Raw genomic sequence first — 14029 nt, 5'->3', positions numbered from 1 at the left:
ATGAGTAATAATCAAGTAGAAAATATGACTTGTACAATAGAGCAGTCCATTACAGCCACTATCGTGACAGAACCTTTAAATACCCTGACACTGCCTTTTGGCGGCAGCCGCTTAATTGAGGCCAGTGCGGGGACAGGTAAAACCTTTACCATTGCAGGTTTGTACGTGCGCTTACTGCTTGGTCATGGTATTGAGTCACCGCTAACCTGTGAGCAAATCTTGGTGGTCACCTTTACGAATGCCGCCACAGGTGAGCTAAGGGATCGTATTCGTAAAAAGATCCAACTCGCCTATCGTCGCTTTATCGGCCTAGAGGTCGATGATGAGTTAATCAATGCGCTTTACGTTGCAACAGATGAAACTGCGCTCCCGATCGCCCGTAAACGCTTGGACTTGGCGCTTAAATCTCTCGATGAGGCCGCTATCTTTACTATTCACGGTTATTGTCAGCGTATTTTAGCTGATATGGCCTTTGAATCTTCTTTATTATTTGAGTCTGAATTTACCCTAGATGATAGCGAGTTTTTACACCATGCGGTGAGAGATTTTTGGCGTGAAAAGTGCTATCCACTAAATGGCAGTTTAGCCCATGTTATCCAGTCAAAATTTAGTGAGCCGGATGTATTATCACGTCAACTCAGGCCACTACTGGGAGCCAGCAATGCCATTGCCCAGCCTCAACCTGAAGCCTTTGATAAGCTAGAAGCCAACCTCACTCAAAGTCTCAGCCGCTTTAAACTGAGTTGGCCAAAGGATCGCGAACAAACTGAAACCCTGTTACACGCATTGCCACTGAACGGGGCACGTTTCGGTAAAAAAGCAGACGGCTATCCAAAGCTTGCAAAGATGCTCGATGAACTCGATAACTGGGTAGCCTTTGGCCAGGGTCTCCCACCGGCAAAGGCACTTGAAGCGTTATCACTTAACAGCCTGAAATTGAATAAGGGCGGAGAGATCCCCACCGCTCAGCAAGCACCTATGCTGGATCATATAGAGCGGCTCACTCAGTTAATCGCCAGTTTAATTCCAAGCTTTCTTTATTGCGCCAGAGATGGCATTGCCAAGCGTTTTGCCAAGCAAAAACTTGAGCGCAACTTGCTTACACCTGATGATTTGTTGCTAACCCTTGCTGGTGCGCTGAGTGTATCAAAAGACAATATCTTAGCCCGCAGTATTAGCCAGCGCTTTCCGGTGGCATTAATCGATGAGTTTCAAGATACCGATCCGTTACAGTTTGAGATCTTTAACTCCATCTATCAAAGCACGGATCCTGATAGCGCCTCGGCGCAACAGGAGAAACTTAGTTTATTGATGATTGGCGATCCAAAACAAGCGATTTACGCATTTCGCGGCGCCGATATCCACACCTATATTCAGGCGCGAGAACAAACAGCCAAGCATTACAACTTAGACACTAACTATCGCTCGAATAAGCAGATGGTTGATGCCGTTAATGGGATTTTTAGCCACAGAGCAGACCCTTTTATTAGTCAGTCTATTCCGTTCGAACCCGTCAAAGCATCCAGTTTTGCTGATAAAAAAATCCTCAAAGAGCAACTAGCGGATAACAGCGCATTAAGACTTAGACTATTAAGCGAAGAGAGCGAAAAAGGCCTCAATAAAACCACGGCTCGACAGCGATTAGCCGATGACGTCGCCAATGAAATTGCTTTATTGCTCACAGATGCACAGCAAAACATTTGCACCATTGGCGATAAACCGCTCAAAGCCAAAGATATCGCCGTATTGGTCAGAGACCGACATGAAGCGAATGTTATAAAGTCAGCATTAAACTTACGCCAAATTGGTGCGGTATTTTTAAGTCGTGACAGCGTTTTTAATACCTTAGAAGCCCGAGAAATGGCGTTAGTGCTTTATGCTATGGCAGATCCCAAAGATGAGCGCGCATTAAGAAGTGCACTAGCTACATCACTATTAGGTTACAGTGCCGAGGCGATTCATCACTTCAATCAAGACGAAGATAAGCGCCAAACATTGCTCGAGCAATTTGCGCAGCTGCATCAAGTGTGGCTAAAGCGCGGCATTATGCCCGCGTTATTGACCTTGGCTAGCCAAACTCAGATCATCGAGCGTTTGCTAAATGCAGAAGAAGGTGAGCGACGCTTAACAGATTTTAGGCATCTCGGTGAGCTACTACAGCAAAAAGCCACCGAACTCGATGGCAGCAGCGCACTCATTAATTGGTTCGAACAAGCATTGATCGAAAATCAACCAAACGAAGACGCCCAGTTACGTTTAGAGAGTGAACAAAACCTCGTACAGATTGTGACAATCCATAAGAGTAAAGGGCTTGAGTACCCTATCTGTTTTGTACCGTTTGTCAGCTTAAGCCGTGATAATCGAAAAAAACCATCGCCTATGCTGTATCACGATAACAATAAACTTATCTGGGATATTGAGCAGAGCGAGGCTGGCTGGGAACATCAAAAACGTGAAACCTTGGCCGAAGATCTGCGCTTGCTCTATGTCGCGCTAACTCGCCCGGTGCTTAAGTGCTATCTGTATATTGCCAATCACAGCCGCTTTACTAAAAAGTCAGGTATGAGCAGTCAATTGCATGAAACCGCTATCGGCTACCTACTTGGGATTGAAGATAAAGCCTGTGATTATGACAGGCTACTTGCTCAAGCTAAACGATTGCAAGCCTCAAAACCCGATGCCATCAGCTTACAGGAACTCGCCGCTGCAGGCAGCGAAGATGAGCTCACTGCAGAGCCCATTATTCTGGCTAAAGAGGAGTCTGTAGAGGCTAACTTTGCCCCTAAAGTGCTCAAGCGCCCACATCTTACCCCTTGGCGAGTAGGCAGTTACTCTGGCCTTGTAAAACACTTAGCTCATGAGAAAGTGTTACCAGGTGCAGATGATGAAGTCTTTCCTGAGGTGGATGTCATTATCGATGAAGTCGATAACACCCCTTCTCGTTTTACCTTTGAGCGCGGGGCAAATGCAGGTAGCTTTATGCACTTAGTGTTAGAGCTAATTGATTTTACGCAGGCCGAAACCGACTTAGATGAGCAATTACCTATTGCCATGAGTAAGTATGGCATAGACGAAACTTGGAGTGAGGTGCTTAAACAATGGTATCTCGACTTATTGAGCGCTCCCCTCGCCGCCGATGACTCTTTGAAGCTAGCGCAGTTATCATCGCAGCAAAAACTGGTTGAAATGGAGTTTTATCTGCCAATATCTGCGCTTAATGCCGATAAGCTCAATAGCCTGTTGACTGAATTTGGTTATAGCGCAGGCCTGAGTTTTGATGATTTACAAGGCATGTTAAAAGGCTTTATAGATTTAACCTTTGAGCATAACAATCAGTACTTTATTGCCGATTACAAATCGAACCACCTAGGCGATGACTTAAGCCAATACCATTTCGCCAATATGCAGCAAGCCATTCGCTCTCACCGCTATGATCTGCAATATATTATCTACACGCTTGCCCTACACCGCTATCTTTCTCTGCGTATGGCAAACTACGATTACGATCTGCATATGGGTGGCAGTTTCTATCTGTTTTTAAGAGGTATGTCTGTTAATAGCCCGCAATCGGGGGTGTATTACGACAAGCCGCCAAAATTACTTATCGAAAAACTTGATGCATTATTTGCAAACACGGTAACAGAACACAATAAGACTGACTCAATGGCACAAGATAATACCTCTGCGGAGCTCAAATGATAGTTACGACTCAGCCAATTAATGAACTTTTGAAACTGTGGCAAAATGAACGACTGCTCACTTCTCTGGATCGCCATTTTGCGCTTGAGATGACCAAGCTGCATCATGAGTCATCACCACTGTTTACACTTATCTGTGCGCTTGTTAGCCAACACCTATCGAGCCAACATACTTGCTTGCCGCTTAAACAGATCGATTTAACCAATCCATTTAAAGAACAAACGAGCCAGTGCCAAATTAACATAGAGCAAAGCCTGCTTGAGCAAACGTTATTAGCATTCGATGCTATCGGCACCCCAGAAGATGACAATCTTAAGCCGCTTATTATTGATAAAGGTAACCTTTATCTACAGCGGTATTATTACTACGAAAAAGAGGTCGCAGGCGCGCTCAAACGTTTAGCCCATTCACCGCAATCTAGTCAGAACAGCAACAGTAATATTGAGCAAGCCAGCGAGTTACTGTCTAAGCTGTTCCCCCAGACCGAGTTACAATATGACTGGCAGAAAATTGCGACTGCGACAGCAATGACCAAGAAATTAGCGGTCATAACCGGCGGCCCCGGTACAGGTAAAACAACCACGGTCACTAAGCTGCTGTATTTGTTGTGCTCAAGGCAAGAGCTAACCATTCGACTCGTCGCGCCAACCGGTAAAGCGGCTGCGCGGTTAAGTGAGTCTATTAAGGCCTCAAAACAGCGACTTGCTAATGATTTAAGCCAAGCTAATGTTGCTGATCTAGATAAAAATATTGCCAATATTCCTGAAGAAGCGGCCACCTTACACCGCTTATTAGGCGTTATTCCTAATTCACACCAGTTTAGGCACCATAAAGATAATAAGTTAAGGCTCGATCTCTTGGTTATCGATGAAGCTTCTATGGTCGACTTACCTATGATGCACAAAGTGTTATCTGCACTACCAGAGCACGCCAGACTCATTTTACTTGGCGATCAAGATCAGCTGGCCTCGGTAGAAGCCGGTGCGGTACTCGCTGATATTTGCCAAGGTTTGAAGCAAGTGTCTAAAACGACTAAGCAGAGCCGCTGGCATATGCGCTATTCACCATCCCAGGCAACGCTACTGAGTCAATTAACTCACACGGGGTTATCTGAGTTTATCAACCCTAACCCCCAGATTGGCGACAGCCTTTGTATGTTAATGCACAGTCATCGTTTCAAAGGCGACGCCGGCATTGGCCAACTCGCAGCAGCGGTGAATCACTCTAATATTGCTCGTATTGCGCAGGTATGGCAAACAGGCTATCAGGAGTTACTGTGGATAGAGCATGGATTAGTCAACCCACAAAATGCCAGTTCCCAGAGCAACATTGGACTTGAGAGCCTATTGGCTCAGGCCGTTGAACAATATGGTGTTTATTTAGCTGCTATACGCCAAACAATTAGCGGTCAAACACAAGCGAATCAAACTGATAGTGATGCTGAAGCGACTATTGACCGCTTTAATCAATACCGTATTTTATGTGCTATGCGAGCGGGTGAATATGGCGTCGAGGGGATCAATCAAGGTGTGACCACGGCACTCGCCGCGCAAGGTCTAATCAATCCAGAACAGGAGTTTTACGCCGGACGGCCAATTATTATTCAAAGTAACGATTACAATCTTGGGCTATTTAACGGTGATATTGGGCTTATTTTACCCGATAGTAACAGTGCAACGGGCCGCTTAATGGCACATTTCATTCAAGCGGACGGTAGCTTACTGAAAGTATTACCCGCAAGACTGCCAAGCCACGAAACCTGCTATGCCATGACGGTACATAAAAGCCAGGGCAGTGAGTTTAGCCATGTCTCATTGGTATTGCCGATAAGACCCAGTATTGCCCAGCAACAGTTACTATCTAAAGAGTTAATTTATACGGCCATTACTCGCGCTAAGCACCACTTTACCTGCCTAGGCACCCAAAAGGTTTTTGAACACGCAAGCACCTGCCTAACCCAGCGAGCATCGGGCTTAGCTCAGCGATTATGGCGCGATGAATAAGCCAAATAGACGACATGCTGAGTATTAATAAAATTAGCATGTAAATTATGATAAATACTCGAATACAAAAGCAGCATTTAAGCGAAATCGGCTCGGCAAAACTTGCATTAAAAAGTGATTAGGCCATAGTGAGCGAGTAATTAAATAGAGGTCACAGGTGGAGACAAAATGATCCAAAAGAATTTATTACTATTGTGTGGCGGCGGTGGCGATGAGCACAGTATCTCACTCTTATCAGCCAATTTTTTCGAAGCTCAATTAGCGACTCAACCACACTTCAATGTGCTGCGAGTCGAGCTCAATGCCAAAGGCCAATACCACACTCAATCGGGTGAGCTTTGCGAGTTGACTAACAGTAAACAAATTCGCTTCAACGATGAGAGCAAAACACCTTGGGATGTTGATTACGTAATTCCTTGCATTCACGGCTATCCAGGCGAAACGGGAGATATTCAATCTTATTTTGAGTTAATCAACCTTCCTTACTTTGGCTGTGACTCAGAGGCGAGCAGTAACTGCTTCAATAAAGTCACCGCCAAAATGTGGTTCACTGCGCTGGGGATCCCTAATACGCCGTATATTTTCCTAAACGAGTTTAATCAACAAGCCATTGAAGAGACTGAACTTGCACTAGAAAAGTGGGGTTCTATTTTCATCAAAGCTGCATCACAAGGTTCATCGGTTGGTTGCTATCGCGTTGATAATAAAGAGCAACTATCAAGCTCTTTAGAAGAGGCATTTAAGTATTCACCTTATGTTGTGGTTGAAAAAACCATTAACGCTCGTGAGCTAGAAGTCGCCACCTATGAAGTGAACGGTGAAATCATCGCCACTAAACCGGGTGAGATCATTTGTGCCAGTAACACTTTCTATAGCTTCGATGAAAAGTATGCTGAAAATAGCCAAGCACAAACAGTGATTGAAGCCGATGTTGATGAGGTTATTGCTAAGCAAATTCAAGACTATGCAATAAAAGTCTTTAAAGGCATGAAGTTAAGACACCTGTCGAGAATTGACTTCTTCTTAACTGATGACAATGAGATCTTGTTAAACGAGATCAATACCTTTCCAGGGCAAACACAGATCTCTATGTTCCCTAAGATGCTGCAAAACCACGGTCATAACTTTGCAGAATATCTATCAGGTAACATCATGGCGCAGCTAAAATAGTCACGCTGGCAGTAAGACCGCTATAAACTAATTCTGACACCATAGCGTAAGTATAAAGCATCAATAAAACCATCTTGATACATTGCCAATAAGGCTGCGTCGAGGTGGTTTTTTACCCTAGGAGTTAAACCTATATTACACGCCATTGCTTGTATTGAAGTATAAAATACCAACTCCGGCTCACCCAGTTCGACATTCATCACTCGCATATCTTCTCGAGCACTCATTAACTCCGACGCCATTAAGTCAATACGGTTATATTGCAGTTTTTTAATATTTTGCCTTCGTAACGATGCCAATTCGACGTTATAACCTAAATCCAATAAATATTCAGCAATACCACTGCCTAAGTAAGAACCTATGGTCAACGATTTTGCATCACTTAAATTAGCCAACGAAAGTTTTTGACTGTCTGAACTAAAAAGCCCGTATCGAGAGATCAGCATAGGGCTTATCCATTGATATTTTGCTTCTCGTTCTTGGCTCCGCTCAACCGGAGTAACGCAGTAATTATCATGTTGTAGCGTCGTCAATAATGCCCGCTTTAACGGGACAAACGTCAATTGGTAATCTAACTGCGCACGCTCAAATAGCTCTGCGAGTAACTCGACCAATAAGCCTTTTTGCGCCCCGAGTTCTATATAAGCAAATGGCTGTGCTTGATAGGTTAATACCTGCAAACTAAACTGTTTCGCCCCCTGTTCTGCATCAAATGGCAAGGTCATTTGCTGCGTAGTGCTAACCGTGAAACTATCGCTTGGTGTCACCACACTATGGGCCTGCACAGAGAAAGTCATCAGCAATAAGACTGGCCAGCAAATATTATTGCCAAACACGTATAGCCTCCTCATAAGGTAATGTCCGTCCCTTTGGTTTGTCATTGTTTATCATTTTAGGTGCGCCTGGACTTTCAAGCCAAGCTTCAATACTTGTGATGGGATTTAATTTAGGTTCACACCGTTGCATATCACTATGCTCAAGACTGGCTAAATGCTCGTCAACGACCTGCGCCATTTGATCTAACGCTTGCTGAGCGGTCTTATCGCCCTCGACAACCATTGCGATATGGCGCCACCAATATTTAGCGATACCAGGATAATCGGGAACATTATTACCTGTAGGAGTCCAGACTTGGCGCCCACGACTGCGATAAAACTCAATTAAGCCACCTAAATAGGGAGCGAGTTCAGTAACTTGCTTCGACTCAAGATCCGATAACCTTACTGGAGTGTAACCCTTAAGAAACTTCTTTAAACTCACGGTTTTTGAAACAACAAATTGGGCGTAGAGCCAAGCAGCTTGCCGCCTTTCTAATGGTGTCGATTTTAAAAAAGTCCAAGCACCTGCATCTTGATAACCCGACTTCATCCCCTCTTGCCAGTATTTTCCTACTGGCGAGGGGGCTACGCGCCACTTTGGCGTACCATCTTCATTTATGAGCGTTGAGCCCGGTATGACAAAATTTTCAATGCCAGCGCTATACCAAAATATTTGCTGGGCAATCACCCCTTTCGCAGCCCAGCCAAGAGATTGTGAAAAGTACAACTCCTTCGCCTCTGGTGGCGCGTATTTAAGCCAATCGACATATTTTTCAACCGCATAAACAGCTGCTGGGCTATTGAGCGCGCCACCTCTTGAGGTACTCGCGCCAATGGGTTGACAGTCTTCAACACGGATCCCCCACTCATCGACTGGTTTACCATTAGGGAGTCCCTTATCACCTACCCCCGCCATGGAAAGCCAAGCATCAGATATTCGCCAGCCTAAGGAAGGATGTTTTTTAGCATAATCCATATGGCCATAAATTCGCTTGCCGTCGATAACTTTAACTTTTTCACTAAAAAACTCGGCAATGTCTTCGTAGGCTTGCCAATTTTGAGGCACAGCTAGCTCATAGCCGTACAAGCTGCTAAATAAGTTTTTAAGTTCTGGTCTAGCAAACCAATCTTTTCGGTACCAATACAGGTTCACAAATTGCTGATCGGGTAACTGATATAACTTACCACCCGGACTGGCTGTAAAGCTCAAACCAATGAAGTCTGATAAATCAATTGTGGGAGAGGTGACTTTTTTACCCGAACCAATAATAAAGTCACTTAAAGGCACAACATAGTTTTGCCTGAAATGGGTACCAATGAGGTCACTGTCACTGATATAGCCATCATACAAATTTTGATTAGTGGTATTTTGTATCGACATTTTTTGCAAAACATCAGCCTCCCCAGTCACTTCATGAATAACATGGATCCCAGTTATCTCATAAAATGCTTTTGCTAAGACTTCTGATTCATAAATATGCGTAGCTATCCGCTCAGAGGTCACTCTGATAGTGAGGTGTCGATAAGGTTCAGCAGCATCAATAAACCACTGCATCTCTTGCATCTGCTCAGCTTTCGTCAGAGTCGATGGCTGAAACGATTTAGCAACCCAACCTTCAGCGGCATCTTGATTGTCACTGGCAAAAGCGGGGCCTAAAAATAAAGACAGACTGAATAAAGAATTGCGTAATAAGCACTGTTGAATCACCTATCTGCTCCCTGATAGTGATTTGAAATGAATTGTTTTGTCTATTGTTAAAAAACAAAGTCATCCGATGATAACTTAATAAAGTAAAGGAAAATAAGTAAAAAGCCAGCGCAATTTGCGCTGGCTTTTTACTTTCAGACCATCCCCTTCATACAAAGCTTACCAGCCTTGTATCCCCTGCATATCAGGAAGGTGATGGGCGATGCCTTTATGGCAATCGATACAGGTCTTCTCACCACTGGCTAAAGAGGTGGAGTGCATCTTAGCCGCTCGCGGTGATTGACGAGTGAAGTCCATGTAGTCAAAGTTGTGGCAATTTCGACACTCTAGCGAGTCATTTGCTTTTAAACGCGCCCACTCATGCTCTGCAAGTTCACGGCGTTTCTCTTCAAACTTTTCGCGGGTACTGATCGTACCAAACACCTTGCCCCAAACTTCTTTAGACGCCTGCATCTTACGGGCTATCTTATCGGTCCAGTTGTGAGGCACGTGACAATCAGGACAGGTTGCACGTACTCCGCTTCGGTTAGTAAAGTGAATTGTAGATTGCATCTCTTGGTAAACGTTGTTTTCCATCTCATGGCAACCAATACAAAACGCTTCTTGGTTGGTCACTTCTAGGGCTGTGTTAAATCCCCCCCAGAAAATCACCCCAGCAACAAACCCACCGAGTGTTAAAAAGCCTAAACTATAATGAACACTAGGCTTTCTAAGCACTGTCCAAACCTGATTAAGGGAGGAACGTAATTTTGCTAGCATAACGGCTCCTAGTGCGCTTTTTTATTAGAATCGGCTTTCATCAACTGGTCCATATCCACAAACTCATTCGGCACTAAAATCTTAGCGTCCAGTTGTGGTACGTGGCACTGAGTACAAAAGTATCGTCTTGGTGATAATGTCGCGAGAAAATTATTCTCTCTATCCATATAGTGGGTCACGCTGACCATAGGCGCTTGTGAGTCACCCGTTCGGCTGCGAGCATGACAAGACATACACTTATTCACCTTTAAGTTGACCTGATAACCATCAATCTTATGGGGGATGACAGGCGGCTGCATTGGATAGTTACGCACTTCCTTAACATCTGAGTTAATCACTTTTTGCATTGCCGGTGGTGTAGGCTCAGCATTGAGCGGTGCATCACGTAATGTTGCTATTTTATCGGCTGGAATTGCCTGCTCAGCTACGCTAAATCCACTCGCTAAAGAGAAACTCATCAAAGCAGCGACAGAGACTTGTGTTAATGTTTTCATGATCTTTCTCCTTATGCCTTGACGATTTTCACTGCGCACTTCTTAAAGTCTGTTTGCTTTGACAAAGGATCCGTAGCATCTAAGGTCACTTTGTTAATCAACTGACTTGCATCAAACCAAGGCACAAAAACTAATCCAACTGGTGGCTTATTACGGCCACGTGTTTCAACCCGGGTCTTAATCTCACCACGGCGAGAGATGACTCTAACTTCATCGCCACGGCGTAACCCTCGCTTCTTAGCATCTTGTGGGTGCATAAAACAAACCGCATCAGGGAAAGCACGATACAGTTCTGGGACTCGCTGAGTCATTGAACCTGAGTGCCAATGCTCAAGCACTCGACCGGTTGATAGCCAGATATCAAACTCTTCATCTGGCGACTCTGCTGCGGGTTCGTATGGCAATGCGAAGATAACCGCTTTTCCGTCTGGCTTACCGTAGAACTCAAAACCAGAACCTGGCTTCACATACGGATCGCTTCCTTCTCTAAAGCGCCATTTAGTTTCTTTGCCATTCACTACCGGCCAGCGCAGACCATGCACTTCATGGTAGGTATCAAATGGGGCTAGGTCATGAGCATGACCTCGTCCAAAGGTGGCATATTCTTCAAATAGGCCTTTTTGCACATAGAAGCCAAAGTCTTCAGCTTCATCATTCATGTATTTGCTATCACGATCAGACAATGGGAACTTCTCAACATTGCCATTTTGATAAAGCACTTCAAATAGCGTTTTGCCTTTAAACTCAGGATTAGCGGCAAGCACATCTGCGGGCCACACTTCATCAGTGGTAAAACGCTTCGAGAACTCCATTAATTGCCAAAGATCTGAACGAGACTCACCAGGCGCTTTAACCATCTGATGCCAGAACTGAGTACGGCGTTCAGCGTTACCGTAAGCGCCCTCTTTTTCTACCCACATCGCTGTTGGTAAAATTAAGTCGGCAGCCTGCGTGGTCACAGTTGGATAAGCATCAGACACCACAATGAAGTTTTCAGGGTTACGATAACCCGGTAAACCTTCTTCGTTAATATTAGGGCCTGCCTGCATATTGTTATTTACCTGCACCCAATAAGCATTGATATCGCCATCTTTTAAGCGACGATTTTGCTCGACAGCATGATAGCCCGGCTTTGGCGGAATAATGCCACTTGGGATCCGCCAAATCTTCTCAGCAATCGCTCTGTGCTTTGGGTTTTTAACAACCATGTCAGCAGGTAGCCGGTGTGAGAACGTACCAACCTCACGCGCTGTACCACATGCTGATGGTTGACCGGTTAGCGAGAATGGGCTGTTACCCGGCGTTGAGATTTTGCCCGTTAATAGGTGAATATTGTAGATAAGGTTATTACACCACACTCCCCGCGTATGCTGGTTAAAGCCCATGGTCCAAAATGAGGTGACTTTTGTATTAGGGTCGGCGTACAGCTCAGCCAGTTCAATCAATTTATGCTCTGGTACACCAGAAAGTTCACTGACAGATTTCACATCATAATCTGCTACAAACTCTTTAAATGCCTCAAAGTCGATTGGCGTTGAGTCGCCCGCGGTTTTAACGTTTTTAGCCGCTTGTTGCAGTGGATGAGATGGGCGCAATCCATAACCAATATCGGTCTCGCCTTTGCGGAAGTTAACGTGCTTATTAACAAAGTCCCAGTTAACTTTATCGTTTTGAATAATATAGTTGGCAATAAAATTCAGCATGGCTAAATCAGTTTGCGGCGTAAATACAATTCCCAAATCGGCTAAATCAAATGAGCGATGCTCGAAGGTCGATAGCACAGAGACTTTCACATGTGGCGCGCTTAAGCGACGATCGGTCACTCGGCTCCATAAGATAGGATGCATTTCAGCCATATTAGAGCCCCAAAGCACAAATGCATCGGCAGCTTCCATGTCATCATAACAACCCATTGGCTCATCGATACCGAAGGTACGCATGAAACCGCCTACCGCAGATGCCATACAGTGACGTGCGTTAGGGTCGATGTTGTTTGAGCCAAAGCCCGCTTTCATTAATTTTGAAGCGGCATAACCTTCCCACACAGTCCATTGACCTGAGCCAAACATACCGATAGCTGTTGGCCCTTTATCTTTAATGGTTTTTTTCCACTTTTGTGCCATGGTATCAAACGCAGTATCCCAAGAAACTGGCGTAAACTCGCCGTTTTTATCGTACTTACCATCTGTCATACGCAGCATCGGCGTTTGAAGTCTATCTTTACCGTACATGATCTTAGATAGGAAGTAGCCCTTAATACAGTTCAGGCCTTTATTCACTTCACTTTCTGCATCACCGTGTGTTGCAACCACTTTGCCGTCACGTGTCGCGACAATCACCGAGCAGCCCGTACCACAAAAACGACACGGTGCCTTGTTCCATTCGAGTTTTGTTTCTTCAGAACTTGTGATCAGGTTACTCGCCGTTGCGGGTAAAGCTAAACCTGCTACGCTCGCAGCTGTTAATGCGGCGTTAGCTTTCATAAATTCACGTCTGTTCATTTTCATTGTTTCCCCTCTTCAAGCACTTCACTTTGGTGATAAACCATTGCAGCCGATAGCACACCTGGGATAGCATTAATCGTTTCGATATCTGTCATTAATGACTTCTGGCTTGCACCTTCTAGCACTACGACCAATTTAACTTCGTTATTGACCGATAGATCTGCATTTGCCATTTTTATAATGGCTTGCCTAACCTCGGACATCTGCTCTGGTTGCACTTGGAGTACCAAGCTTGTTACGTGAAGTTCAATGCTCATCAATATCACTCATTTATTTATATATTTAATTTTATGGGTTTAACCAGCACCCGGTGGACCGGTTAGAATTTGGCTAAACCAAATCGCAAAGCCTAAGCCTGATACAAGCAAAACAGATAAAAGTGGGGCGAGAAACACAGTTAGAAAAATGAATATTCTAAACTCTAGTTTTTTCTCATCATTTGGTGTGGAACTCATAAATCCTCCAGCAAGTGGGGCTATTTAACATTTTTATTGGGCACTGATTTAGGTTAAAGCTAGAAAATTAACGACCTATCACAGCCATTCACTATGTACTTTCATCTTGCTTAAAATGATATCAATAAGTTAACAATGTTATGTATACCCACAATTCGGTAAAACCATACCCGAGTTGATCTAGATCATCATTTTTAAACCAGAATTATCAAGAACACCCTTCCTAAGCACATAAACCGATTAATTAACCAACAAAACCACTCATTAAGCTATTCATAAGATTCTAAATAACGATGCAAACCAGGTTAAATATCGAACAAACCACTTAGTTTTTTAACAAAGTATTCACTAAGAGGTATTAAGCATATTTTAATAATGGGCAAATAACGTACAGGTGACTATTAGGGGATGTGGTTAAA

At 44.3% G+C, this 14029-nt stretch carries 10 protein-coding genes; 3 read left to right on the top strand and 7 right to left on the bottom strand.

All coding sequences use genetic code 11. From position 1 onward, the window contains the following. The 3 genes from recB to ACVBIU_RS13550 all read left to right on the top strand — a co-directional run bounded on the left by recB (position 1) and on the right by ACVBIU_RS13550 (position 6872). Entirely contained in the window at positions 1 to 3699 is a 3699-nt protein-coding gene (gene recB / locus ACVBIU_RS13560; protein ID WP_447164077.1) for an exodeoxyribonuclease V subunit beta, read from the top strand. After that, on the top strand, positions 3696 to 5702 hold the full coding sequence (gene recD, locus ACVBIU_RS13555; RefSeq protein WP_447164076.1) for an exodeoxyribonuclease V subunit alpha: 2007 nt from the start codon (positions 3696 to 3698) through the stop codon (positions 5700 to 5702). The genes recB and recD overlap by 4 nt, the downstream gene beginning before the upstream one ends. 168 nt (positions 5703 to 5870) lie before the next feature. Next, positions 5871 to 6872 (top strand): D-alanine--D-alanine ligase, encoded by a 1002-nt coding sequence (locus tag ACVBIU_RS13550; RefSeq protein ID WP_447164075.1) that lies wholly within the window; start codon positions 5871 to 5873, stop codon positions 6870 to 6872. Positions 6873 to 6892: 20 nt separating this feature from the next. Here the strand turns inward: ACVBIU_RS13550 and ACVBIU_RS13545 are convergent, their stop codons facing one another. From ACVBIU_RS13545 to ACVBIU_RS13515, 7 genes are all read right to left on the bottom strand, one after another. Next, on the bottom strand, positions 6893 to 7708 hold the full coding sequence (locus tag ACVBIU_RS13545; protein WP_447164074.1) for a substrate-binding periplasmic protein: 816 nt from the start codon (positions 7706 to 7708) through the stop codon (positions 6893 to 6895). Further along, the gene (locus tag ACVBIU_RS13540; RefSeq protein ID WP_447164073.1) at positions 7695 to 9398 is read right to left on the bottom strand and encodes an ABC transporter substrate-binding protein; all 1704 of its coding nucleotides are present in this window, start codon (positions 9396 to 9398) and stop codon (positions 7695 to 7697) included. The genes ACVBIU_RS13545 and ACVBIU_RS13540 overlap by 14 nt, the downstream gene beginning before the upstream one ends. A gap of 159 nt (positions 9399 to 9557) precedes the next feature. Then, positions 9558 to 10157, bottom strand: coding sequence for a cytochrome c3 family protein (locus ACVBIU_RS13535; protein WP_447159893.1), 600 nt, complete (start codon positions 10155 to 10157; stop codon positions 9558 to 9560). 8 nt (positions 10158 to 10165) lie between these two features. Further along, a complete protein-coding gene (locus ACVBIU_RS13530; RefSeq protein ID WP_447164072.1) occupies positions 10166 to 10651 on the bottom strand; it encodes a nitrate reductase cytochrome c-type subunit in 486 nt (161 codons plus the stop codon). A gap of 11 nt (positions 10652 to 10662) precedes the next feature. Then, complete coding sequence (gene napA, locus ACVBIU_RS13525) at positions 10663 to 13152, bottom strand: nitrate reductase catalytic subunit NapA (RefSeq protein WP_447160014.1); 2490 nt, start codon at positions 13150 to 13152, stop codon at positions 10663 to 10665. Between the two features lie 2 nt (positions 13153 to 13154). Beyond that, the gene (locus tag ACVBIU_RS13520; protein ID WP_447159895.1) at positions 13155 to 13412 is read right to left on the bottom strand and encodes a chaperone NapD; all 258 of its coding nucleotides are present in this window, start codon (positions 13410 to 13412) and stop codon (positions 13155 to 13157) included. Between the two features lie 39 nt (positions 13413 to 13451). Continuing rightward, positions 13452 to 13610, bottom strand: a complete 159-nt coding sequence (locus ACVBIU_RS13515) for a periplasmic nitrate reductase, NapE protein (protein WP_012155661.1) — start codon at positions 13608 to 13610, stop codon at positions 13452 to 13454. Positions 13611 to 14029 lie beyond the last annotated feature (419 nt).

Source organism: Shewanella sp. 30m-14 (assembly GCF_052977125.1).
This window is presented reverse-complemented; position numbering and strand designations above follow the sequence as displayed.

Excerpts from the sequence above, each read along its gene's own strand:
- recD (WP_447164076.1), top strand. The coding sequence starts at position 3,696 with ATGATAGTTACGACTCAGCCAATTAATGAACTTTTGAAACTGTGGCAA.
- recB (WP_447164077.1), top strand. The coding sequence starts at position 1 with ATGAGTAATAATCAAGTAGAAAATATGACTTGTACAATAGAGCAGTCC.
- ACVBIU_RS13535 (WP_447159893.1), bottom strand. The coding sequence starts at position 10,157 with ATGCTAGCAAAATTACGTTCCTCCCTTAATCAGGTTTGGACAGTGCTT.
- napA (WP_447160014.1), bottom strand. The coding sequence starts at position 13,152 with ATGAACAGACGTGAATTTATGAAAGCTAACGCCGCATTAACAGCTGCG.
- ACVBIU_RS13515 (WP_012155661.1), bottom strand. The coding sequence starts at position 13,610 with ATGAGTTCCACACCAAATGATGAGAAAAAACTAGAGTTTAGAATATTC.
- ACVBIU_RS13530 (WP_447164072.1), bottom strand. The coding sequence starts at position 10,651 with ATGAAAACATTAACACAAGTCTCTGTCGCTGCTTTGATGAGTTTCTCT.
- ACVBIU_RS13520 (WP_447159895.1), bottom strand. The coding sequence starts at position 13,412 with ATGAGCATTGAACTTCACGTAACAAGCTTGGTACTCCAAGTGCAACCA.
- ACVBIU_RS13550 (WP_447164075.1), top strand. The coding sequence starts at position 5,871 with ATGATCCAAAAGAATTTATTACTATTGTGTGGCGGCGGTGGCGATGAG.